Consider the following 25,333-nt stretch of genomic DNA (forward strand, 5'->3'; position numbering starts at 1 on the left):
GAAACCAACTTGGATTGTCAATCCTTCCTTGGTTTCCTAAAATTCAATCGCTTTCTATTCGTCCTTTGTATCTTATTTAATGGCAACCTGAGAGTTGCCGAATAGAAAGGCAGGTCGTTTCTTTTAGTCGCTTTCAGGCGAACTAAAAACTCCCTGCACTAGATTTTTTACCGAAAAGTATCGTTTCGCTAAAAAATCGTCGGAGAACTTATTTAATGGCAACCTGAGAGTTGCCGAATAGAAAGGAGAAGATACATTGTTCGCGGAAGTGAACACGCCCTAAGAACTGTGTGAAAAAGATAAACATCGTCTTGACGCTGAAGGCGTCTGCACCGAGTTTCCTATTTTTACTGTGTTCTTTACGGGCTTTGTATCATAAACTATGCCTAAACGTACTGATATTCAAAAAATTATGGTGATTGGTTCTGGTCCGATTATTATTGGTCAAGCTGCTGAGTTTGACTACGCTGGGACCCAGGCTTGCTTGTCTTTGAAAGAGGAAGGTTATGAAGTTGTCTTGGTTAACTCAAACCCTGCAACTATCATGACGGACAAGGAGATTGCTGACAAGGTTTATATCGAACCGATTACACTTGAGTTTGTGACGCGTATTCTTCGTAAGGAGCGTCCAGATGCCTTGCTACCAACACTCGGTGGTCAGACAGGTCTCAACATGGCTATGGAATTGTCTAAAAATGGTATTCTAGATGAGCTTGGAGTTGAGCTTCTCGGTACTAAACTATCTGCTATTGACCAAGCGGAGGACCGCGATCTCTTTAAACAATTGATGGAGGAGCTCAACCAACCAATCCCTGAATCTGAGATTGTTAACACTGTCGAAGAAGCAGTTGCCTTTGCAGCAACAATTGGCTACCCAGTCATCGTCCGTCCAGCCTTTACCCTAGGTGGTACTGGTGGTGGTATGTGTGCTAATGAGGAAGAATTGCGTGAAATTGCTGAAAATGGTTTGAAATTATCGCCTGTGACCCAATGTTTGATTGAGCGTTCAATCGCAGGTTTCAAGGAAATCGAATATGAAGTCATGCGCGACTCGGCTGACAATGCCTTAGTTGTTTGTAACATGGAAAACTTTGACCCAGTTGGGATTCACACAGGGGATTCCATTGTATTTGCCCCTGCGCAAACCATGTCAGACTATGAAAACCAAATGCTTCGTGATGCAAGCTTGAGCATCATTCGTGCCCTTAAGATTGAAGGGGGATGTAACGTTCAGCTGGCCCTTGATCCACACAGCTTCAAGTACTATGTCATCGAAGTAAACCCTCGTGTATCGCGTTCGTCAGCCCTTGCTTCTAAGGCGACAGGATATCCGATTGCTAAGTTGGCTGCCAAGATTGCAGTAGGTTTGACCTTGGATGAAGTTATCAACCCAGTTACAGGTTCAACCTATGCCATGTTTGAGCCAGCCCTTGACTATGTGGTTGCCAAGATTCCGCGTTTTCCATTTGACAAGTTTGAAAAGGGTGAGCGCCGTCTTGGTACGCAGATGAAGGCGACTGGAGAAGTCATGGCGATTGGTCGTAACATCGAGGAATCTCTTCTTAAGGCTTGCCGCTCCCTTGAAATTGGGGTACATCACAATGAAATGCCTGAACTTGCAGCGGTTTCGGATGATGCCTTGATTGAAAAAGTTGTCAAAGCTCAAGATGACCGTCTTTTTTACGTATCAGAAGCCATTCGCCGTGGCTACACACCAGAAGAAATTGCAGAGCTTACAAAAATCGATATCTTTTATCTGGATAAACTCTTGCATATCTTTGAAATTGAGCAAGAATTGGGTGCTCATCCACAAGATCTAGAAGTCTTGAAAACAGCAAAACTAAATGGTTTCTCAGACCGTAAGATTGCTGAACTATGGGAAACGACAGCTGACCAAGTTCGCCAGCTTCGTTTGGAAAGCAAGATTGTTCCAGTTTATAAGATGGTAGATACTTGTGCGGCAGAATTTGACTCTGAAACACCATACTTCTATTCAACCTATGGTTGGGAAAACGAGTCTATCAAGTCTGATAAGGAATCTGTACTTGTCCTAGGTTCTGGTCCAATCCGTATCGGTCAAGGGGTCGAGTTTGACTATGCAACGGTTCACTCTGTTAAGGCTATCCAAGCTGCTGGCTACGAAGCTATCATCATGAACTCAAATCCAGAGACCGTATCTACAGACTTCTCGGTATCTGATAAACTCTACTTTGAACCATTGACTTTTGAAGATGTGATGAACGTCATCGACTTGGAGCAACCAAAGGGTGTTATCGTTCAGTTCGGTGGTCAAACAGCCATCAACCTTGCGGAGCCATTGGCGAAAGCAGGTGTGACCATCCTTGGGACACAGGTTGCTGACCTAGACCGAGCTGAGGACCGTGACCTCTTTGAGCAAGCTCTTAAAGATTTGGATATTCCACAGCCACCAGGACAAACGGCTACCAATGAAGAAGAAGCAGTTCTTGCAGCTCGAAAGATTGGCTTCCCAGTTCTTGTCCGTCCATCTTATGTACTTGGTGGACGTGCTATGGAAATCGTTGAAAACGAAGAAGACCTTCGTTCTTACATGCGCACAGCGGTTAAGGCTAGTCCTGACCATCCAGTCCTTGTAGACTCTTATATCGTTGGACAAGAGTGTGAAGTTGATGCCATTTCAGACGGAGAAAATGTCCTTATCCCTGGTATCATGGAGCATATCGAACGTGCTGGTGTCCACTCAGGTGACTCAATGGCCGTTTACCCACCACAAACCTTGTCGCAAAAGGTTCAGGAAACTATAGCAGACTATACGAAACGTCTAGCAATCGGCCTTAATTGCCTTGGAATGATGAACATCCAGTTTGTTATCAAGGATGAAAAAGTCTACGTTATTGAGGTCAATCCACGTGCCAGCCGTACGGTTCCATTCCTTTCTAAAGTAACCAATATTCCTATGGCTCAGGTAGCAACCAAGCTTATTCTTGGTCAAAGTTTATCAGAACTTGGCTACCAAGATGGTCTTTACCCTGAAAGTACTCGAGTTCATATTAAAGCACCAGTCTTCTCCTTCACGAAACTAGCTAAGGTAGACAGCTTGCTCGGTCCTGAAATGAAGTCAACAGGTGAAGTGATGGGTTCTGATACGAATTTGGAAAAAGCTCTCTATAAAGCCTTTGAAGCTTCTTACCTACACTTGCCAACCTTTGGTAACGTTGTATTTACCATCGCTGATGATGCCAAAGAAGAAGCCTTGGACTTGGCTCGTCGTTTCCAAAATATTGGCTATGGAATCCTCGCGACAGAAGGGACAGCAGCCTTCTTTGCCAGTCATGGATTGCAAGCCCAACCTGTTGGTAAGATTGGTGATGACGATAAGGATATTCCAAGCTTTGTTCGTAAAGGAAGAATTCAAGCTATCATTAACACAGTAGGAACCAAACGAACTGCAGACGAAGATGGTGAGCAGATTCGCCGTTCAGCCATTGAACACGGAGTGCCCCTCTTTACAGCCCTAGATACAGCTAACGCCATGCTTAAAGTATTGGAAAGCCGTAGTTTTGTTACAGAAGCAATCTAGTTGAGAAAGAATTTTCACAGTTAAAAAGCCAGCGTCAGAAAACGCTGGCTTTTCCAATACTGGTGTTGCTTATTTCAGCTATCATGCTTTCCTTAAGAATCGTTCTAAAATGTGATATAATAAGAATAAATTGGAAATAGGTAAACTATTTTCATTATATTTTCAAAAACTCCATTAACAAACTAGGTAAAGACAAGATTAGAAAGTGAATATTCCTATGTCTTCTTACAAAAAGGTCTCCCTTTCTGAGATCAATCAATCTATTGAAACTCCCAATAACAATCATTTTTGGCAAAATCTAAAGGCATTTTTAGGGCCTGGAGCTCTTGTAGCAGTTGGTTATATGGATCCTGGAAACTGGATTACCAGTGTGGTTGGTGGTGCTTCCTACAAGTATAGTCTCTTATTTGTTATTTTGATTTCATCCATTATTGCCATGCAGTTACAACAAATGGCTGGAAAGCTTGGTATTGTGACTAGGATGGATTTAGCGCAGGCAACAGCTCATCATGCTCCTAAGTGGCTCCGTTATAGTCTGTGGGTGATTGTAGAATTAGCTTTAATGGCGACAGACTTGGCTGAGGTTTTGGGTTCAGCGATTGCTTTGAATCTTTTGTTTAAAATACCGATTATGGTGGCTATCCTCCTAACGGTTTTAGATGTGTTTCTTTTGCTTTTGTTGATGAAATTTGGCTTCAAGAAGATTGAAGCTATTGTTACAACCCTTATCTTAACTATATTAGGAATATTTTCTTATCTGGTGGCTTTATCTAATCCAAGTATTCAGGGTATCTTTGGTGGCTATTTACCGACATCAACTTTGTTTGAGAGTCCTTTGCCGGGACATGAGAGTCAACTGACTTTGGCTTTAGGAATTGTAGGAGCGACAGTCATGCCCCATAATCTCTATCTCCATTCATCCCTTTCGCAAACAAGGAAAATCAACCATAAGGATAAAAAGGATGTTCGAAAAGCTGTGCGTTTTATGACCTGGGACTCAAATCTTCAGTTGTCGCTAGCCTTTGTTGTCAATTCCTTGCTTCTCATTTTAGGAGCATCGCTCTTTTTTGGTCATGCGTCTGAAATTTCAGCATTCTCTCAAATGTACAATGCTTTACAGGATTCGAAAATAGCAGGAGCAATAGCCAGCTCAACTCTGTCAACTTTATTTGCTCTAGCCCTTTTAGCAAGTGGCCAAAATTCTACTATCACAGGCACCTTGACAGGACAGATTGTCATGGAAGGTTTCTTACATATGAAATTACCTCAGTGGATTATCCGTATCGGTACACGTATTTTTGCCTTGCTTCCTGTGATTATAGTTGCTGTTTTGTTTGGACATCAAGAAAAAACCTTGGATCAGTTGTTGGTCTATTCACAGGTCTTTCTTTCCATCGCTCTTCCGTTTTCAATCTTCCCCTTAATCTATCTTACCTCTAAGAAGTCAGTGATGGGAGAATTTACCAATGCCAAGTGGAATACAATCCTTGGCTACGTAGTTTCAATCATCTTGACCATTCTCAATATCAAGCTGCTTTTCGATATTTTTTAAATTCGTTTAAATCAGCTCTGGGCATCAGCTTGAGGATTGATAAAGGGATAATAGTAGTGCTTGATTCATGAAAAGAAGTAAAAAAGAACAGTTGAAACTGTTCTTTTTTTTGTAGTTTATATGTTCACCCTCAATTAGTTTTTGCGATAAGCTTTAATACTGTGGCTATACCACTCTTGCATTTCTTTTGATGGTGGTGTCATATAATCCCCATACATCTGGGTTAAAAATTGATCATATTTTTTAGGGACGGGCAACATACGGCCTTCAAACTCAGTCAAGATGAGTTCTTTAAAGGTATCAACTGGGAAGACTTCTTTCATTCCTTCTTTACCAATACCAATTCCTCCCTCATATTGAGGAGTGTTGGTTGCAGCATTTTTGACTAAATGCTCAATTTTCTTGTAAAAGTAACGGGGATTGACCAATCGGAGGGCGTACCAGCTACATAATCTTAGAAAATCTTTTAACTTGCTATCACCGTGAACTGCGCGTGATTTTTTGATATAAGCTAGTTGACGAAGGGCTACATACTTATAACTCTTGTCAACAATGCTCAAGTCTGTAAAGCGATCAATTGGAAAGACATCGATAAAGAGACTGGTGTCATGACGTTTGTACTTAACATGGTCTTCGATAACAGTAGAAGTATCCAAAATTGATGCGAAATTATGGAAGTACCAAGAAGAAGTGTCGTATGAAAGAACCTTGTAGCGAGGATGATTTTCTTCCTCAATAATCTTCAGTAAGCGCTCATAATCTTCACGATAGAGAGATATATCAATATCATCATCCCAGGGAATCATACCTTTGTGGCGGATAGCTCCAAGCATGGTTCCATAACTGAGAAAATAAGGAATATCATGTTTCTTACAAGTCTCATCAATATAGTCTAGCAGGGCTAGTTGAATTTCTTTAATTTCTTCTTTTTCTAAATATTGCATCCTAATCCTCCAATTTGTAGGCATGAAATTCATGACTGTAGAAGCGTTTTTCTTCAGGTGGCAAGGTCATATAATCTCCATAAAATTGTGTCAAAATAGTATCAAAATTTTCAGGTGCGGGAAGGTTTAAATTCTCAAAGGGTAAATCGATTGTTCTATCGAAGGTACCACTTGGGAAGACTTCCTTTTCCTTAAATTTAGAAGGGATAAAAGCCATATACTGCCCATTCTCACGACTATATTTTTGAATTTCTTTCTCGATTTTATTTGCAAAATAACGGGGAGAAACAGGGCGAAGGAGCAACCAAAAGGCTGTTCGTATCCAATCTTTTATAATGCTATCTTTATAGACAATATTTTTATGTTTACTGAAAGACAGAAGTTTGAAGCTTTCCAGTTTATAACAAGTATCAATGACCTTAGGGTCATCAAAGCGATCCATAGGGAAAATATCGATAAAGATACCAGAATCATAGGTTTTTGTATTTCGAGTATCGATTATTTTAGTCGTACTATCGGTTATTTTGATAAAGTTGTTAAAGTAGTTTTTATCTGTTTCTAAGGATAGAAGCTTATACTTGCTTTTTTCCTTTTGGAAAATGGTAATAAATCGTTGGTAGTCTTCTCTAGGCATAGATAAATCAATATCGTCGTCCCAAGGGATAAAGCCTTGATGTCGAACCGCCCCAATCAGAGTACCGTAGTTAATGATATAGTTGATATTGTGCTTTTTGCAGAGAGTATCAATATAATCCAAAATTTCTAATTCAATTTGTTTGGCATCTTCAATGCTAAGTTGTTTCATTCTAAACTCCTAAGATTTTTTGAATCTATTTTTTAAGGCTAGGACATGGTTTAAAAATTCATAGAAAATGCTATCTTTGGTGAAGACAAGTAGACCAATATAAGAGATGGCTGATAGCAAGACAATCAAACCAGTATTAATCAAAAATGGCAAATTAATGACCATATCCACAGGATACAAGAAATTAATCAGGAAATAAATTCCTACAAAGGAAAGTGAAAAGAGCGAGTATCGAACAGTATAGCTAAAGATATGTCCTAAGTGGATGAGTTGTTTTCTATGGATGAAAATGATATAGAAAACAAGTAGAGAGGCCTCTGATAGCATAGTTGTCAGTAAGTAGTATTCAGGAGCCACGATGTGGTTGAAAAAGAGGAGACTATTTAAGCCCAAATTGAGTAATCCTGCAAAGACTGTATAGACTGTGATTCGTTTTTCATAGCCATTTGTAAAGAGAATTTGGGAACCAAGAATGGTATCTAAGGCCAGGATAATCGTACGAAAAGCGAAGAGAGAGGTTAAGATACCACCTCCGATATATTTTTCACTACCGTAAAGTAGGATGGCATTTGGTCCTAAAACCATGAGTCCGAAACTCAGTGGAATGATAAAGAAGTTAAAGATTCGACTACCTCTATTAACTAGGGAAACATAGGCTTCTTTGTCTCCTTTACCTAAATAGTAACTGAGACGAGGTACACTCACTCCGATAGCTCCTGTCACAACACCAGCTATAACGGTCACAATTCGCTGTGCCATAGTATAGTAACTAACGTTAACATCAATCCCTGTTTTAACGAGGAAGAGACGGTCCAAAAATGTGAAGAGCATATTGGCATTGGCAAAGACCAACATAGCCGTAAGAGGGAGAAAGAGCGGTTTAAAATCACTTAGGTGAATCTTAACAAGCTTAATGTCTCTTTTAATCCAAAAATAACTAATTAGATAGTTGATCAGTGTCGATAAACTCATTACAAGTGTATAGACAACAATATCGTGTTCATTTTTGACAAACAGGAAAATAGAGACCAGCATCAGGATACGGATGAAGGCAGTCTTGTAAAAAAGAAAACTGTAATTTTCCAGGGCTTCATTGACCCATTCGATTGAAAAAATCTGGGCAATGAGTTGAATCCCCATAACAAGGTAGACTTTTTTGACGATTGGATTATCTGTAAAGAAGAGAGGATAGGCTAGGATATAGACAGCAGTAGTCAAAATTGTACAAGCTATGCACAAATAAAAAAGACTAGAGAAGGTCCTATTCAGATCTTTTTTGTTATCCTTGACATTACTGATAGCTCGCAAACCGTAGTTATAGACTCCATAAGTCGCAAAGGGCAAGAAAAAAGACAAAATAGTGTCAACTGAGTTGAAGTAACCATAGTCAGTTCGGTCCAAGACACGGGCGACATAGGTTCCAGTTAGGATGGGAAAAATAATATTTAAGACGCGAATTCCCATATAAGATAGAGCATTTAATTTTATACTTTTCATTCAATTTACCTCGTTTTTCATTATATCATAAAGTCAGCTAATAAGAAATGAAGGGCAGTAAGGTAAGTGATTCCTTTGAAGTTTCAAAGTTTTATTTTAAGTTTTCTTTAAGGAAACTATATTATTCTGAAGAACTCTAAAATTTCACAGCCATTTATTGGTAATGACTTCAGAATTCCTAGTCATTACTAGAAATGGACTAGCTTCTTTGAAGATATAGAATTGCTTCATCCTCCTATTCTAGAACGGGAGGTCCGGTATTTCTTTCATGATAGGACTAGATTGTGGTATAATAGAGAGAATAAGTTTTTTTAGTAAGATAAAGGAGAAAATAGATGATTTATGCAGGAATTCTGGCTGGTGGAACTGGCACACGCATGGGAATCAGTAATTTGCCAAAACAATTTTTAGAACTAGGTGATCGACCTATTTTGATTCATACAATTGAAAAATTTGTCTTGGAACCAAGCATTGAAAAAATTGTAGTTGGCGTCCATGGAGATTGGGTTTCCCATGCTGAGGACCTTGTAGATAAATTTCTACCTCTTCATAAGGATCGTATCATCATTACAAAGGGTGGTGCTGACCGCAATACAAGTATTGAGAAAATCATTGAAGCCATTGATGCTTATCGTCCGCTTACTCCAGAGGATATCGTTGTTACCCACGATTCTGTTCGTCCATTTATTACACTTCGCATGATTCAAGACAATATCCAACTTGCCCAAAATCATGACGCAGTGGACACAGTGGTAGAAGCGGTTGATACCATCGTTGAAAGCACCAATGGTCAATTTATTACAGATATTCCAAATCGTGCTCACCTCTATCAAGGACAAACACCTCAAACATTCCGTTGCAAGGACTTCATGGATCTTTACGGTTCTCTCTCTGCTGAAGAGAAGGAAATCTTGACAGATGCATGTAAGATCTTTGTAATCAAAGGAAAAGATGTGGCCTTGGCTAAGGGTGAATATTCAAATTTGAAAATTACTACAGTAACAGATTTGAAGATTGCAAAAAGTATGATTGAGAAAGACTAGTGAAATGATTAATCAAATTTACCAACTAACAAAGCCTAAGTTTATCAATGTCAAATACCAGGAAGAGGCTATTGATCAAGAGAATCATATCCTCATTCGCCCCAATTACATGGCTGTCTGTCATGCGGATCAGCGTTACTATCAAGGAAAACGTGATCCAAAGATTTTGAATAAAAAACTTCCAATGGCAATGATTCACGAGTCATGTGGAACCGTTATAGCTGACCCTACAGGAACATACGAGGTTGGGCAAAAAGTTGTCATGATTCCTAATCAGCCTCCTATGCAAAGTGATGAAGAATTTTATGAGAACTACATGACAGGGACACATTTCTTGTCTAGTGGATTTGATGGCTTTATGAGAGAGTTTGTTTCTCTTCCTAAAGATCGTGTGGTGGCTTATGATGCTATCGAAGATACGGTTGCAGCGATTACAGAGTTTGTCAGTGTCGGTATGCACGCTATGAGTCGTCTATTGACCCTTGCTCATAGCAAGCGGGACCGAATCGCCGTTATCGGAGATGGAAGTTTAGCTTTTGTGGTTGCTAATATTATCAACTATACTTTGCCAGATGCAGAGATTGTGGTTATTGGTCGTCATTGGGAAAAATTGGAACTTTTCTCATTTGCCAAAGAATGTTATATTACTGATAATATTCCTGAAGATTTGGCCTTTGACCATGCTTTTGAGTGTTGTGGTGGTGATGGTACTGGACCAGCTATTAATGACTTGATTCGCTACATTCGTCCTCAGGGAACGATTCTCATGATGGGAGTTAGCGAATATAAAGTCAATCTCAATACTCGTGATGCCTTAGAAAAGGGCTTGCTCTTAGTTGGGTCCTCTCGTTCTGGTCGCATTGATTTTGAAAATGCAATCCAAATGATGGAAGTCAAGAAATTTGCCAATCGTCTTAAAAATATCCTTTATCTAGAAGAACCTGTAAGAGAAATTAAAGATATTCACCGTGTCTTTGCAACCGATTTAAACACAGCCTTTAAAACCGTGTTTAAGTGGGAAGTATAAGAACTGGAGGTTAATTGTGGAGAAAATCATTAAAGAGAAAATTTCTTCCCTACTTAGTCAAGAAGAGGAAGTCCTCAGTGTTGAACAACTGGGGGGAATGACCAATCAAAACTATTTGGTCAAAACAACAAATAAGCAATACATTGTTAAATTCTTTGGTAAAGGGACAGAAAGGCTGATCAATCGTCAAGATGAAAAGTACAATCTTGAACTACTAAAGGATTTAGACTTAGATGTAAAAAATTATCTTTTTGATATTGAAGCTGGTATCAAAGTAAATGAGTATATCGAATCTGCGATTACGCTTGATTCAACGTCAATCAAGACCAAATTTGATAAAATTGCTCCAATTTTACAAACTATCCATGCATCTGGCAAGGAATTAAGGGGAGAATTTGCTCCTTTTGAAGAAATCAAAAAATACGAATCCTTGATTGAAGAAAAAATCCCTTATGCCAACTATGAAGCTGTTCGAGAAGAAGTCTTCTCTTTAGAGAAAAGACTGGCTGACTTAGGTGTTGACAGAAAATCTTGTCATATCGATTTGGTGCCTGAAAACTTTATCGAATCACCTCAAGGACGACTTTATCTGATTGACTGGGAATATTCATCAATGAACGATCCAATGTGGGATTTGGCTGCCCTCTTTTTAGAGTCCGAATTCACTCCCCAAGAGGAAGAAGAGTTCTTATCTCACTACGAGAGTGCCCAAACACCTGTCACTCGTGAAAAGATTGCAATCTATAAAATTTTACAAGACACTATTTGGAGTCTATGGACAGTCTATAAAGAAGAGCAAGGGGCAGATTTTGGTGACTATGGTGTGAATCGTTACCAAAGAGCTGTTAAAGGTCTGGCTAATTATGGAGGTTCATATGAAAAATAAAAATGGAGTTTCCTTCGGTCTACTCTCAGGTGTTTTCTGGGGGTTAGGTCTAACAATTAGCGCTTACATCTTTTCGATTTTTACAGATTTGTCACCCTTTGTGGTGGCTGCTGCTCACGATTTCTTGAGTATCTTTATTCTACTAGCTTTTCTCTTGGTAAAAGAAGGAAAAGTTCGTCTCTCAATTTTCTTAAATATTCGCAATGTTAGTGTTATCATAGGAGCCTTGCTAGCTGGTCCTATCGGAATGCAGGCCAATCTTTATGCGGTTAAGTATATCGGAAGTTCCTTGGCTTCATCAGTATCGGCTATTTATCCTGCGATTTCAGTTTTATTGGCTTTCTTCTTTTTAAAGCACAAGATTTCGAAAAATACCGTGTTTGGGATAGTCTTGATTATTGGAGGGATAATTGCTCAGACCTATAAGGTTGAACAGGTCAATTCCTTCTACATTGGTATTCTCTGTGCTTTGGTTTGTGCTATTGCATGGGGAAGTGAAAGTGTTCTTAGCTCTTTTGCCATGGAAAGTGAATTGAGTGAAATCGAGGCCCTCTTAATCCGTCAAGTAACTTCATTCTTGTCCTATCTTGTGATTGTGCTCTTCTCTCATCAGTCATTTGCAGAAGTGGCCAATGGGCAGTTACTAGGTCTCATGATTGTCTTTGCTGCCTTTGATATGATTTCCTACTTGGCTTATTATATCGCTATCAATCGCTTGCAACCAGCCAAGGCTACAGGCTTGAATGTGAGCTATGTAGTATGGACAGTCTTGTTTGCAGTTGTTTTCTTGGGTGCACCGCTAGATATGCTGACAATTATTACGTCACTTGTCGTCATTGCTGGAGTTTATATTATTATTAAAGAATAAAGGAGATTTGTGTGAAAGCTATCATCTTAGCAGCGGGATTGGGAACTCGCTTGCGTCCTATGACTGAAAATACCCCTAAAGCCTTGGTTCAGGTTAATCAAAAACCCCTGATTGAGTACCAAATTGAGTTTCTCAAAGAAAAAGGAATCGATGACATCATCATCATCGTTGGTTATCTTAAAGAACAATTCGATTACTTGAAAGAAAAATATGGAGTTCGCCTCGTTTTCAATGATAAATACGCTGACTACAATAACTTTTACTCTCTCTATCTTGTAAAAGAAGAATTGGCCAACAGCTATGTTATCGATGCCGATAATTATCTCTTTAAAAATATGTTCCGCAATGATTTGACACGTTCTACTTATTTTAGTGTTTATCGTGAAGATTGTACCAACGAATGGTTCTTGGTCTATGGAGATGACTACAAGGTTCAAGATATTATTGTTGATAGCAAGGCAGGTCGCATCCTTAGTGGTGTATCCTTCTGGGATGCTCCAACTGCAGAAAAGATTGTCAACTTTATTGACAAGGCTTATGCAAGTGGTGAATTTGTCGATCTTTACTGGGACAATATGGTTAAGGATAATATCAAAGAACTGGATGTCTATGTTGAAGAATTAGAAGGCAATAGCATCTATGAGATCGATAGTGTCCAAGACTATCATAAATTAGAAGAAATTCTTAAAAACGAAAATTAAAGATTCCAACATCTGACTAAAATAGTCGGATGTTTTTTTGATTTTTTACGAATAAATAGATGAGTAGAAAAAGAAATGGAGAGATTTATGAAAATCACAAACTATGAAATCTATAAGTTAAAAAAATCAGGTTTGACTAATCAACAGATTTTGGCAGTTCTAGAATATGGTGAAAATGTTGATCAGGAACTTTTATTGGGTGATATTGCAGATATATCAGGTTGCAGAAATCCAGCTGTTTTTATGGAACGTTATTTTCAGATAGACGATACGCATTTGGAGAAAGAATTTCAAAAATTTTCATCTTTTTCTATTTTAGATGACTGTTATCCTTGGGATTTGAGTGAAATATATGATGCGCCTGTACTTTTATTTTACAAGGGAAATCTGGACCTCTTGAAATTCCCGAAGGTAGCGGTCGTAGGAAGTCGTGCTTGTAGCAAACAGGGAGCTAAGTCAGTTGAAAAAGTCATTCAGGGATTGGATAATGAACTGGTTATCGTCAGTGGATTAGCCAAGGGCATTGACACAGCAGCTCATATGGCAGCTCTTCAGAATGGCGGAAAAACCATTGCAGTGATTGGAACAGGACTGGATGTGTTTTATCCTAAAGCCAATAAACGCTTGCAAGACTACATCGGCAATGATCATCTGGTTCTCAGTGAATATGGACCTGGTGAACAACCTCTAAAATTTCATTTTCCTGCCCGTAATCGCATCATTGCTGGACTTTGTCGAGGTGTGATTGTAGCAGAGGCTAAGATGCGCTCTGGTAGTCTCATTACCTGTGAGCGAGCAATGGAAGAAGGACGCGATGTTTTTGCTATTCCTGGAAGTATTTTAGATGGATTATCAGACGGTTGCCATCATTTGATTCAAGAAGGGGCAAAATTGGTTACAAGTGGGCAAGATGTTCTTGCGGAATTTGAATTTTAAGACAAAATTTCTCTTTCTAAACCAACTTTTCTTCTATATATAGGTGCTAAGTCTTGACAGTTATGGCAAAATGGTTTACACTTTATAAAGTTTATTACTTTGAAAAGGTGTGATACTGTGGCTACGGCAACAAAAAAGAAAAAATCAACAGTTAAAAAAAATCTAGTAATCGTGGAGTCGCCTGCTAAGGCGAAAACGATTGAAAAATATCTCGGCAGAAACTACAAGGTTTTAGCCAGTGTCGGGCATATCCGTGATTTGAAGAAATCCAGTATGTCAGTCGATATTGAAAATAATTATGAACCGGAATATATCAATATCCGAGGAAAAGGTCCTCTCATCAATGACTTGAAAAAAGAAGCCAAAAAAGCTAATAAAGTCTTTCTGGCGAGTGACCCGGACCGTGAAGGAGAAGCGATTTCATGGCATTTGGCCCATATTCTCAACTTAGATGAAAATGATGCCAACCGTGTGGTCTTCAATGAAATCACCAAGGATGCGGTCAAAAATGCTTTTAAAGAACCTCGTAAGATTGATATGGACTTGGTCGATGCCCAACAGGCTCGTCGTGTCCTAGACCGCTTGGTAGGCTATTCGATTTCTCCTATTTTGTGGAAGAAGGTTAAGAAGGGCTTGTCAGCAGGTCGCGTTCAGTCCATAGCTCTTAAACTCATCATTGACCGTGAGAATGAAATTAATGCTTTTCAGCCAGAAGAATACTGGACAATTGATGCTGTCTTTAAAAAGGGAACCAAGCAATTTCAGGCTTCCTTCTATGGAGTGGATGGTAAAAAGCTGAAACTGACTAGCAATGATGAGGTCAAGGAAGTCTTGTCTCGTCTGACTAATAAAGACTTTTCAGTGGATCAGGTGGATAAGAAAGAGCGCAAACGCAATGCTCCATTACCCTATACCACTTCATCTATGCAGATGGATGCTGCCAATAAAATCAATTTCCGTACTCGAAAGACCATGATGGTTGCCCAACAGCTTTATGAAGGGATTAATATTGGTTCTGGTGTGCAAGGTTTAATTACCTATATGCGTACCGATTCGACTCGTATCAGTCCAGTGGCGCAAAATGAAGCAGCAAGTTTCATTACGGACCGTTTTGGTAGCAAGTATTCTAAGCATGGTAGCAAGGTTAAAAATGCTTCTGGAGCTCAGGATGCCCACGAGGCTATTCGCCCGTCTAGCGTCTTTAATACACCGGAAAGTATTGCTAAGTATCTGGACAAGGATCAGCTCAAGCTTTATACTCTTATCTGGAATCGTTTTGTGGCTAGCCAGATGACAGCTGCTGTCTTTGATACTATGGCTGTTAAATTGTCTCAAAATGGGGTTCAATTTGCTGCCAATGGTAGTCAGGTTAAGTTTGATGGTTATCTTGCCATTTATAATGATTCTGACAAGAATAAGATGTTACCAGATATGGCTGTTGGAGATGTGGTCAAACAGGTCAATAGCAAACCAGAGCAACATTTCACTCAACCGCCTGCTCGCTATTCTGAAGCGACACTGATTAAGACCTTGGAGGAAAATGGGGTTGGCCGTCCGTCAACTTACGCACCAACCATTGAAACTATTCAGAAACGTTACTATGTTCGCCTTGCAGCCAAACGTTTTGAACCGACAGAGTTGGGAGAAATTGTTAATAAGCTCATCGTTGAATATTTTCCAGATATCGTAAACGTGACCTTCACAGCTGAAATGGAAGGCAAGCTGGATGATGTCGAAGTCGGAAAAGAGCAGTGGCAACGTGTCATTGATGCTTTTTACAAACCATTCTCTAAAGAAGTCGCCAAGGCTGAAGAAGAAATGGAAAAAATCCAAATCAAGGATGAACCAGCTGGATTTAACTGTGAAGTGTGTGGCAGTCCAATGGTCATTAAACTTGGTCGTTTTGGTAAGTTCTACGCTTGTAGCAATTTCCCAGATTGCCGTCATACCCAAGCAATCGTGAAAGAAATCGGTGTAGAGTGTCCAAGTTGTCATCAGGGACAAATCATTGAGCGTAAAACAAAACGTAACCGCCTTTTCTATGGTTGCAATCGCTATCCAGAATGTGAATTTACCTCTTGGGATAAGCCTGTTGGTCGTGACTGTCCAAAATGTGGCAACTTCCTCATGGAGAAAAAAGTCCGTGGTGGTGGCAAGCAGGTTGTTTGTAGCAAGGGTGATTACGAAGAAGAAAAGATTAAATAAGAAGAGAGTCCTGAAAGTGAATTTCAGGCTCTTTTGGTTAGAACTTGACAAAATTCACCATTGTATGCGAAACTAGAAGAAGATTATTTTAACTAGGAGAAGTTATGCGTCTTATCTATTTGATAATTGGTTTTTTATCATTGGCCTTGGCTATTATTGGGGTTGTTTTGCCCTTGCTGCCTACAACGCCTTTTCTTTTGTTGTCTATTGCTTGTTTCTCAAAAAGTTCCAAGCGCTTCGAAGACTGGCTTTATCATACTAAGCTCTATCAAGCATATGTGGCTGATTTTCGCGAGACCAAGTCTATTGCGCGTGAACGAAAGAAAAAAATTATCGTATCTATCTACATCTTGATGGGAATTTCCATTTATTTTGCCCCTCTCTTACCAGTCAAAATCGGTCTGGGTGCTTTGACTATCTTTATAACCTATTATCTCTTTAAGGTTATTCCAGACAAAGAATAGTTAAAATAGTAGTTATTTGCCTTGATAAAATTGAAAGCATATTCACAACAATATGATATAATAAATTTAAAGTAATCTTCAAGGAGAATCAAATGATTTACGAATTTTGTGCTGAAAATGTGACCTTGCTTGAAAAAGCGATGCAGGCTGGAGCTCGTCGAATCGAACTTTGTGACAATCTAGCAGTTGGTGGGACAACTCCCAGCTATGGAGTGACCAAGGCAGCGGTTGAATTGGCAGCTAACTACGATACAACCATCATGACTATGATTCGTCCACGTGGTGGTGACTTTGTCTATAATGACCTAGAAATTGCTATCATGCTAGAAGATATTCGTTTGACTGCTCAGGCTGGAAGTCAAGGAGTTGTATTTGGAGCTTTAACTGCTGATAAGAAGTTGGATAAGTCTAATCTGGAGAAGTTAATTACTGCATCGAAAGGAATGGAAATTGTCTTTCATATGGCCTTTGATGAATTGAGTGATGAGGATCAACTGGAAGCTATTGACTGGCTTAGTCAAGCTGGTGTTACTCGAATCCTGACTCGTGCGGGTGTATCTGGTGACTCCTTAGAAAAACGTTTTGCTCACTATCACAGAATTTTGGAACAGGCTAAAGGTAAGATTGAAATTCTACCAGGTGGGGGGATTGACCTTGACAACCGTCAAACCTTTATCGACCAGCTTGGCGTGACACAATTGCATGGAACCAAGGTTGTCTTTTAAAAAATAGAAAGGAACTGCTAGCTTTGGGTAGCAGTTTTCACTTATGTTTGAAATTTTTAAATCCTATCAGTTGAATCAAGAAAAGGCTTATGATTATGGTTTTGTAGAAAATGGTGGAGTCTGGACCTATAGTTGCCAGATTTTGCAAGGTGACTTTGTCATGACTGTGTCCGTAGTTGATGGAAACTTGAGCTTTCAAGTCTTTGATCAGGAAACAGGTGATCTCTATCCTCAAGTCCATATGGAAAGCATGACAGGAAGTTTTGTTGCAAGTGTCCGTGAGGCTTGTCTGGAGATTCTCTACCAGATTCGGAAGGCTTGTTTTGAGGTACAGGATTTTATCTGTCCTCAGACTAAGCGTATCATGGCTCAGATTCAGGAAAAGTATGGTAATCAGTTGGAGTATCTGTGGGAGAAATCGCCTGATACAGCAGTGTTAAGACACGAAGGAAATCAAAAGTGGTATGCCGTCTTGATGAAAATCTCTTGGGATAAGCTGGAAAAGGGCAGAGAAGGACAGGTGGAAGCAGTCAACCTCAAACATGACCAAGTAGCTGACTTACTTTCAAAAAACGGCATTTATCCAGCTTTTCATATGAATAAACGTTACTGGATTAGTGTGGCGCTTGATGATACTTTATCAGATGAAGAAGTACTGGAATTGATAGAAAGAAGCTGGAATTTAACCACTAAAAAATGAAACATTTCAAGGATTTTCAATTAGCAAAATATTCTCTACTGAAGAAATTTTCAGAAAATATTGGATTTTTTCTTGACAAGTACTTTTGCCTATGCTAAAATACTAAACAAGATATCAAACGAAGGAGAAAGTCAAACATGAAAGCAGCTAAGTTTAATCAATTCGCTTTGTTGTTGAGGTACTCGGGCTAGTGCAAAAAGCATTAGTCCTGTTTGGCTTACCAAGCGGGAGTGAATCAACATCTCGCTTGGGTTTCTGAGCGAGATGTTTTTTTAAAACCACATTTGGAAAAGGGGAAATCTTATGAGAACAGTTGAATTTCTAGATACCAGCCTTCGGGATGGAGAACAGACACCGGGTGTTAACTTTTCAATCAAGGAAAAAATTGCCATTGCAAGACAGCTGGAGAAATGGGGCATTTCAGCCATCGAAGCTGGTTTTCCAGCGGCTAGTCCAGACTCATTTACGGCAGTTCAGGAGATTGCTAAGGCCTTGAAGAAAACAGCGGTGACTGGTTTAGCACGCTCTGTCAAGTCTGATATTGATGCTTGTTACGAGGCCCTCAAGGACGCCAAGTATCCACAAGTGCACGTCTTTATTGCAACCAGTCCGATTCACCGAAAGTATAAGCTCAATAAGAGCAAGGAAGAGATTTTGGAAGCAATCAGTGAGCATGTCTCTTATGCACGTTCCAAGTTTGAAGTGGTCGAATTCTCTCCTGAAGATGCGACCAGAACAGAGTTGGATTTCCTTCTACAAGTTGTTCAAACAGCGGTTGATGCAGGTGCGTCTTATATCAATATTCCTGATACGGTAGGATTTACCACACCAGAGGAATATGGAGCTATCTTCAAATACTTGATTGAGAATGTCAAGACGGATCGTCAGATCATCTATTCGCCTCACTGCCACGATGACCTTGGAATGGCAGTGGCTAATAGCCTTGCTGCTGTCAAGAATGGGGCAGGACGTGTCGAAGGAACTATCAACGGTATTGGTGAGCGAGCTGGAAATGCTGCTTTGGAAGAAATAGCAGTGGCTCTCAATATTCGCCAAGATTACTATCAAGCAGAAACTAGTATTGTTTTAAATGAAACCATCAATACGTCAGAAATGGTTTCTCGCTTTTCAGGAATTCCAGTTCCTAAAAACAAGGCTGTGGTCGGTGGTAATGCCTTCTCTCACGAATCTGGTATTCACCAAGATGGAGTTCTTAAAAATCCCCTCACTTATGAGATCATCACCCCTGAATTGGTTGGTGTTAAGAGTAATAGTCTTCCGCTTGGAAAATTGTCAGGTCGCCATGCCTTTGTAGAGAAACTAAGAGAATTGGCCCTAGAATTTACAGAGGAGGACATCAAGCCACTCTTTGCTAAGTTTAAGGCTCTAGCAGACAAGAAGCAAGAAATCACAGATGCAGATATTCGAGCTTTGGTAGCTGGAACCATGGTTGAAAATCCAGAAGGCTTCCACTTTGATGATTTACAACTACAAACTCATGCGGATAATGATATAGAAGCACTCGTTAGCCTAGCTAATATGGAAGATGAGAAAGTCGAATTTAATGCGACAGGACAAGGTTCTGTTGAAGCTATATTCAATGCTATCGACAAATTCTTCAATCAATCCGTTCGCTTGGTGTCCTATACTATTGATGCTGTGACGGATGGAATCGATGCCCAAGCTCGGGTTTTGGTCACTGTTGAAAATAGAGATACAGAAACCATCTTTAACGCAGCAGGTCTTGATTTCGATGTGTTGAAGGCTTCAGCTATTGCCTACATCAATGCCAATACCTTTGTTCAAAAGGAGAATGCTGGTGAGATGGGACGCAGTGTTTCCTATCGTGACATGCCGAGTGTGTAAAGGAGAATGCTATGACAAAAAAAATAGTAGCTCTAGCAGGGGATGGAATCGGCCCAGAAATCATGGAGGCTGGTTTAGATGTTCTGGAAGCTCTAGCTGAAAAAACAGGTTTTGACTATGAGATTGATAGACGACCTTTTGGAGGTGCAGGTATCGATGCTGCAGGGCATCCCTTACCTGATGAAACCCTCAAGGCAAGTAGAGAAGCAGATGCAATTCTCCTAGCGGCTATCGGCAGTCCACAGTATGATGGGGCAGTGGTTCGGCCTGAACAAGGCTTACTGGCTCTCCGTAAGGAACTCAATCTCTATGCCAATATTCGCCCAGTCAAAATCTTTGAGAGTCTCAAGCATTTGTCACCTCTCAAACCAGAACGAATTGCTGGGGTAGACTTTGTCGTGGTGCGGGAGTTGACAGGCGGGATTTACTTTGGAGATCATATTCTTGAAGAGCAAAAAGCGCGTGATATTAACGACTATAGCTATGAGGAAGTGGAGCGGATTATTCGCAAAGCCTTTGAAATTGCAAGAAATCGCAGAAAAATCGTTACTAGTATCGATAAGCAAAATGTTCTAGCGACCTCAAAACTCTGGCGGAAAGTAGCTGAGAAGGTCTCACAGGATTTCCCAGATGTGACCTTGGAACACCAGTTAGTAGACTCAGCTGCCATGCTCATGATTACCAATCCTGCCAAGTTTGATGTTATTGTAACGGAGAATCTTTTCGGAGATATTCTATCTGATGAATCAAGCGTTTTATCTGGCACACTTGGGGTTATGCCATCATCCAGTCATTCTGAAAATGGACCAAGTCTCTATGAACCTATTCACGGTTCAGCACCTGATATTGCTGGTCAAGGAATTGCAAATCCTATCTCCATGATTTTATCAGTGGCGATGATGTTGAGAGATAGTTTTGGACGTTATGGGGATGCAGAGCGTATCGAGCGTGCTGTTGAGGCAAGTCTAGCGTCTGGTATTTTAACAAGAGATATAGGTGGACAGGCTTCGACTAAGGAAATGACAGAAGCTATTATTGCAAGGTTATGAAGTTAGACGAAAGAATTACTCTAGTCCTTTTGATTTGGAATGTCATAGTTTTCTTGATTTATGGCATTGACAAATCTAAGGCAAGGAGAAGAGTTTGGCGCATCCCAGAGAAAATCTTACTCATTTTAGCCTTTACTTGTGGTGGTTTTGGTGCCTGTTTGGCAGGAATCATCTTTCACCACAAGACTCGAAAATGGTATTTTAAAACAGTTTGGTTTCTCGGGATGGTGTCCACACTAGTAGCCTTATATTTTATTTGGAGGTAATGGATGGCAGGAAAATCGATTTTTGATAAATTATGGGACCGTCATGTCATCACAGGAGAAGAGGGGCAGCCCCAACTCATGTATGTGGATCAGCACTATATCCACGAGGTGACCAGTCCTCAGGCTTTTCAAGGATTACGAGATGCAGGACGCAGATTGAGACGACCAGACTTGACATTTGGAACCTTTGACCACAATGTCCCGACAGTCAATATCTACGATATTCGAGATGTGATTTCTAAGGCTCAAATTGATAAGCTGGCTGAAAATGTTGAGGAGTTTGGGATTGAACATGCGGCCCACGGTTCTGAAAAACAGGGGATCGTTCATATGGTTGGTCCAGAGACAGGACGGACCCAACCAGGAAAATTCATCGTATGTGGAGACAGTCATACGGCTACTCACGGAGCTTTTGGAGCCATCGCCTTTGGGATTGGGACTAGTGAGGTTGAGCATGTCTTCGCTACCCAGACCCTCTGGCAAGTTAAACCCAAGAAAATGTTGGTAGAATTCACTGGAGTTCCTCAAAAAGGAGTTTATTCCAAGGATTTCATTCTCTCCTTAATTGCTAAATACGGCGTTGCTTGCGGTGTAGGCTACGTGGTGGAATATAGAGGACAAGCTATTGATGCACTGAGCATGGAAGAGCGAATGACCATCTGCAATATGTCCATCGAGTTTGGATCCAAGATGGGAATCATGAATCCGGATCAAACCACCTTTGATTATCTCAAGGGACGCGAGTGTGTTCCAGAGGACTTCGAAGAGGCTGTGGCGGATTGGAAAACAATTGTCAGTGATGATGATGCTGTTTATGATAAGGTTATCCAGATGGATGTCTCAGATCTTGCTCCTATGGTGACCTGGGGAACCAACCCTGCTATGGGAGTTGACTTTGACAGTAGTTTCCCAGAAATTAAGGATATGAATGATGAACGAGCCTACAATTATATGGACTTGGAGCCTGGTCAAAAGCCAGCAGATATTGAACTGGGCTATATCTTTATCGGTTCTTGTACCAATGCTCGTCTCAGCGACTTGCAACTGGCTGCTCGATTTGTCAAAGGAAAGAAAATAGCTCCCAATCTAACAGCAATTGTAGTTCCAGGCTCTCGTCCTGTCAAACGAGCTGCTGAGAAGTTGGGCTTGGACAAGGTCTTCCTAGATGCTGGTTTTGAGTGGAGAGACCCAGGTTGCTCCATGTGCCTAGGGATGAATCCTGACAAGGTACCTGATGGTGTTCACTGTGCCTCAACCAGCAATCGGAACTTTGAGGACAGACAAGGATTTGGCGCTAAGACCCATCTCTGCAGTCCAGCCATGGCAGCTGCGGCAGCTATCGCAGGGCGATTCGTAGATGTTCGGCAAATGCCAGAAGCCCAGTAAGGAGAGGATATGGAGAAATTTACAGTTTATACGGGAACGACCGTTCCTCTCATGAATGATAACATCGACACCGACCAAATCCTACCCAAGCAGTTTCTAAAGTTGATTGATAAAAAAGGCTTTGGTAAGTACCTCATGTACGCTTGGCGTTATCTGGATGACAAGTACACCGAGGACCCAGACTTTGTCTTTAACCGACCTGAATATCGGAAAGCAACTATTCTCATATCAGGGGATAACTTTGGCGCAGGTTCTTCGAGGGAGCATGCAGCTTGGGCATTAGCTGACTACGGTTTTAAAGTCGTGATTGCAGGGTCTTTTGGGGATATTCATTACAATAATGAACTCAATAATGGCATGTTGCCTATTGTACAGCCCAGAGAGGTTAGAGAGAAACTGGCCCAGCTAAAACCAAGTGACCAGGTAACTGTGGACTTGGATCAACAAAAAATCATCTCACCAGTTGGAGAATTCACTTTTGAAATCGATAGTGAATGGAAACACAAGCTCTTAAATGGTTTGGATGATATCGGTATTACTTTGCAGTATGAAGATTTGATTGCTGCTTATGAAAAACAACGACCAGCCTACTGGCAGGATTAGAAGAAAAATAGAAAAGGAAATAGAATTATGACAAAACACATTCAATGGAACGGAACACTTTCACAAGAAGGCTATGACATTTTAAAAGGTGAGGGCGGTTGTATCGTTTGTCCTACCAAAGTTGGTTACATCATCATGACTAGTGATAAGGCAGGACTTGAGCGTAAGTTTGCAGCCAAAGAACGCAAACGTAACAAACCAGGTGTTGTTCTCTGCGGTAGCATGGATGAGCTTCGTGCTTTAGCACAACTCAACCCAGAAATTGAATCCTTTTACCAAAAACATTGGGATGAAGATATTCTTCTTGGTTGTATCCTTCCTTGGAAACCAGAAGCTTTTGAAAAGCTCAAAGCATACGGTGATGGCCGTGAAGAACTCATGACCGACGTTCGTGGTACTAGTTGTTTCGTTATCAAGTTCGGGAAAGCTGGTGAACAATTGGCTGCCAAACTTTGGGAGGAAGGTAAGATGGTCTATGCCTCATCTGCAAATCCATCTGGAAAAGGAAACCGTGGTAAGGTAGAAGGTATTGGAGAACGCATCGAAGGAGCAGTGGACCTTGTCATCGAAGCAGACGACTACGTGGCATCTATCCAGCCTGACAAAACGATTGAAACACGCTATGAGCAAGGTGTGATGGTCTCAATGGTCGATAAAGACGGCAAACTCATCCCAGAACAAGGAGGAGCTCGTTCAACCTCACCAGCTCCAGTGGTTATCCGCAAAGGGCTTGACATTGATAAAATCATGATGCACCTGTCAGATACCTTTAACTCATGGGACTACCGTCAGGGCGAGTATTATTAGAATGTAGAAGAAGTGGGGAGAAAATAATCTCTCCTTTCTTTTGTTATTTACACAAGTAAAATCCGAACAATATATTTTAATTTATAAAATTATTTGACAAAAACTGTACTTTAGTTTATAATAAATTAAGGAAACGTCGGAAAAGACGTAGTGATGCGAGAGCATAGGTAGGTCATTACAAAAGAAACGAGACATCGATATGTTAAATGAATTTCCAATTTTTGATTACGAAGATATTCAATTGATCCCAAATAAATGTGTCATTAAAAGCCGTGCAGAAGCGGACACAAGCGTCACTCTAGGAAATCACACCTTTAAACTACCTGTTGTACCAGCTAATATGCAGACGATTTTGGATGAAAATGTAGCAGAGCAACTGGCTAAAGGTGGTTACTTCTACATTATGCACCGTTTTGATGAAGCAGGACGCATTCCTTTTATCAAACGCATGCATGATCAAGGGCTCATTGCTTCTATCTCTGTCGGTGTTAAGGACTATGAGTATGATTTCGTTAGCCAGCTCAAGGCTGATGCTCCAGAATACATCACGATTGATATTGCTCATGGTCATGCAGATAGCGTGATTTCTATGATTCAACACATCAAGAAAGAATTGCCAGATACCTTTGTCATTGCTGGAAATGTGGGAACACCAGAAGCTGTGCGTGAACTTGAAAATGCTGGTGCGGATGCTACTAAGGTCGGAATTGGTCCTGGTAAGGTTTGTATCACCAAGGTCAAGACTGGTTTTGGTACAGGTGGTTGGCAGTTGGCTGCTCTCCGTTGGTGTGCTAAGGCGGCACGTAAACCGATTATAGCTGATGGAGGAATTCGTACTCATGGTGATATTGCCAAGTCTATCCGCTTCGGTGCCAGCATGGTCATGATTGGATCCCTCTTTGCAGGACACATCGAAAGTCCAGGGAACACGATTGAAGTCGATGGCGAACAGTTCAAAGAATATTACGGTTCAGCCTCACAATATCAAAAAGGTGCTTATAAAAATGTCGAAGGAAAACGCATCTTGCTTCCTGCCAAAGGTCACCTGCAAGACACTTTAACTGAGATGGAACAAGACCTTCAAAGTGCTATTTCCTACGCTGGTGGACGTGAGGTTGCAGACCTCAAACACGTTGATTATGTTATCGTGAAAAACTCTATCTGGAATGGGGATGCGTCCCACTAAGACGGTCTATCTCACTAGAAAAAAACTTGTTATTAGAGTAAATTTTTGTTATAATAAAACAAGTTTCCACCCTTAGTGTAATGGATATCACGTAAGATTCCGGTTCTTGAGATGGGGGTTCGATTCCCTCAGGGTGGATGTAAACATCCTAAAAAGCCTTTAATAGGGCTTTTTTCTTTACACTGCTCTAAATTTGTCCCTAAAACTGAAAATCATATTCTATAGTGTGCCCAAATCCCCTCCAGTTCCGTTTTAAAG

Annotated in this window: 22 protein-coding genes and 1 tRNA gene; 20 read left to right on the forward strand and 3 right to left on the reverse strand. The window is 40.5% G+C overall.

Annotated features, from left to right (window positions below; all coding sequences use genetic code 11):
* Positions 1-382: 382 nt before the first annotated feature.
* A complete protein-coding gene (gene carB, locus ACERDH_RS00485) occupies positions 383-3,559 on the forward strand; it encodes a carbamoyl-phosphate synthase large subunit (RefSeq protein WP_386681433.1) in 3,177 nt (1,058 codons plus the stop codon).
* Between the two features lie 217 nt (positions 3,560-3,776).
* Entirely contained in the window at positions 3,777-5,111 is a 1,335-nt protein-coding gene (locus tag ACERDH_RS00490; protein ID WP_386681436.1) for an Nramp family divalent metal transporter, read from the forward strand.
* Positions 5,112-5,245: 134 nt separating this feature from the next.
* Here ACERDH_RS00490 and ACERDH_RS00495 read toward each other — a convergent pair whose 3' ends face one another.
* The 3 genes from ACERDH_RS00495 to tacF are packed head-to-tail and all read right to left on the reverse strand — an operon-like array spanning position 5,246 to position 8,357.
* Positions 5,246-6,055, reverse strand: a complete 810-nt coding sequence (locus ACERDH_RS00495; RefSeq protein ID WP_386681439.1) for a LicD family protein — start codon at positions 6,053-6,055, stop codon at positions 5,246-5,248.
* A gap of 1 nt (position 6,056) precedes the next feature.
* Positions 6,057-6,860 (reverse strand): LicD family protein, encoded by an 804-nt coding sequence (locus tag ACERDH_RS00500; protein WP_386681442.1) that lies wholly within the window; start codon positions 6,858-6,860, stop codon positions 6,057-6,059.
* Between the two features lie 9 nt (positions 6,861-6,869).
* Complete coding sequence (gene tacF / locus ACERDH_RS00505) at positions 6,870-8,357, reverse strand: type IV teichoic acid flippase TacF (protein ID WP_386681445.1); 1,488 nt, start codon at positions 8,355-8,357, stop codon at positions 6,870-6,872.
* 335 nt (positions 8,358-8,692) lie between these two features.
* Here tacF and ACERDH_RS00510 point away from each other — a divergent pair, with 335 nt between their 5' ends.
* The 18 genes from ACERDH_RS00510 (at position 8,693) to ACERDH_RS00595 (ending at position 25,213) form a co-directional block, all read left to right on the forward strand.
* On the forward strand, positions 8,693-9,400 hold the full coding sequence (locus ACERDH_RS00510) for an IspD/TarI family cytidylyltransferase (RefSeq protein ID WP_261060408.1): 708 nt from the start codon (positions 8,693-8,695) through the stop codon (positions 9,398-9,400).
* 4 nt (positions 9,401-9,404) lie between these two features.
* Positions 9,405-10,427: a ribitol-5-phosphate dehydrogenase gene (locus ACERDH_RS00515; RefSeq protein WP_386681449.1), complete on the forward strand. Its 1,023-nt coding sequence runs from the start codon at positions 9,405-9,407 to the stop codon at positions 10,425-10,427.
* 16 nt (positions 10,428-10,443) lie between these two features.
* On the forward strand, positions 10,444-11,313 hold the full coding sequence (gene licA, locus ACERDH_RS00520; RefSeq protein WP_000411230.1) for a choline kinase LicA: 870 nt from the start codon (positions 10,444-10,446) through the stop codon (positions 11,311-11,313).
* Entirely contained in the window at positions 11,303-12,181 is an 879-nt protein-coding gene (locus tag ACERDH_RS00525) for a DMT family transporter (protein ID WP_000791850.1), read from the forward strand. The genes licA and ACERDH_RS00525 overlap by 11 nt, the downstream gene beginning before the upstream one ends.
* An 11-nt stretch (positions 12,182-12,192) precedes the next feature.
* The gene (locus ACERDH_RS00530) at positions 12,193-12,882 is read left to right on the forward strand and encodes a sugar phosphate nucleotidyltransferase (RefSeq protein WP_386681454.1); all 690 of its coding nucleotides are present in this window, start codon (positions 12,193-12,195) and stop codon (positions 12,880-12,882) included.
* Between the two features lie 87 nt (positions 12,883-12,969).
* A complete protein-coding gene (gene dprA, locus ACERDH_RS00535) occupies positions 12,970-13,818 on the forward strand; it encodes a DNA-processing protein DprA (protein WP_386681457.1) in 849 nt (282 codons plus the stop codon).
* A 117-nt stretch (positions 13,819-13,935) separates the two neighbouring features.
* Positions 13,936-16,023, forward strand: a complete 2,088-nt coding sequence (gene topA / locus ACERDH_RS00540; RefSeq protein ID WP_386681460.1) for a type I DNA topoisomerase — start codon at positions 13,936-13,938, stop codon at positions 16,021-16,023.
* A 104-nt stretch (positions 16,024-16,127) separates the two neighbouring features.
* A complete protein-coding gene (locus tag ACERDH_RS00545; RefSeq protein WP_084863353.1) occupies positions 16,128-16,487 on the forward strand; it encodes a YbaN family protein in 360 nt (119 codons plus the stop codon).
* Between the two features lie 92 nt (positions 16,488-16,579).
* Complete coding sequence (locus tag ACERDH_RS00550; protein ID WP_386681464.1) at positions 16,580-17,212, forward strand: copper homeostasis protein CutC; 633 nt, start codon at positions 16,580-16,582, stop codon at positions 17,210-17,212.
* Between the two features lie 43 nt (positions 17,213-17,255).
* The gene (locus ACERDH_RS00555) at positions 17,256-17,912 is read left to right on the forward strand and encodes an MmcQ/YjbR family DNA-binding protein (protein WP_261050732.1); all 657 of its coding nucleotides are present in this window, start codon (positions 17,256-17,258) and stop codon (positions 17,910-17,912) included.
* A 303-nt stretch (positions 17,913-18,215) separates the two neighbouring features.
* A complete protein-coding gene (locus tag ACERDH_RS00560) occupies positions 18,216-19,778 on the forward strand; it encodes a 2-isopropylmalate synthase (RefSeq protein ID WP_386681468.1) in 1,563 nt (520 codons plus the stop codon).
* Positions 19,779-19,789: 11 nt separating this feature from the next.
* The gene (gene leuB / locus ACERDH_RS00565; RefSeq protein ID WP_386681471.1) at positions 19,790-20,827 is read left to right on the forward strand and encodes a 3-isopropylmalate dehydrogenase; all 1,038 of its coding nucleotides are present in this window, start codon (positions 19,790-19,792) and stop codon (positions 20,825-20,827) included.
* The gene (locus ACERDH_RS00570) at positions 20,824-21,093 is read left to right on the forward strand and encodes a DUF1294 domain-containing protein (RefSeq protein WP_386681474.1); all 270 of its coding nucleotides are present in this window, start codon (positions 20,824-20,826) and stop codon (positions 21,091-21,093) included. Before leuB ends, ACERDH_RS00570 begins: the two co-directional genes overlap by 4 nt.
* 3 nt (positions 21,094-21,096) lie before the next feature.
* A complete protein-coding gene (gene leuC / locus ACERDH_RS00575) occupies positions 21,097-22,479 on the forward strand; it encodes a 3-isopropylmalate dehydratase large subunit (RefSeq protein ID WP_261034127.1) in 1,383 nt (460 codons plus the stop codon).
* A 9-nt stretch (positions 22,480-22,488) separates the two neighbouring features.
* Positions 22,489-23,082: a 3-isopropylmalate dehydratase small subunit gene (gene leuD, locus ACERDH_RS00580; RefSeq protein WP_269796704.1), complete on the forward strand. Its 594-nt coding sequence runs from the start codon at positions 22,489-22,491 to the stop codon at positions 23,080-23,082.
* 27 nt (positions 23,083-23,109) lie between these two features.
* Positions 23,110-23,889, forward strand: a complete 780-nt coding sequence (locus tag ACERDH_RS00585; protein WP_386681479.1) for an L-threonylcarbamoyladenylate synthase — start codon at positions 23,110-23,112, stop codon at positions 23,887-23,889.
* Between the two features lie 199 nt (positions 23,890-24,088).
* Positions 24,089-25,075: a GMP reductase gene (locus ACERDH_RS00590; protein ID WP_386681482.1), complete on the forward strand. Its 987-nt coding sequence runs from the start codon at positions 24,089-24,091 to the stop codon at positions 25,073-25,075.
* Between the two features lie 66 nt (positions 25,076-25,141).
* Positions 25,142-25,213, forward strand: a tRNA-Arg gene (locus ACERDH_RS00595).
* The last annotated feature ends 120 nt before the right edge of the window (positions 25,214-25,333 follow it).

The organism is Streptococcus bovismuti (assembly GCF_042436615.2).
GTDB lineage: Bacteria > Bacillota > Bacilli > Lactobacillales > Streptococcaceae > Streptococcus.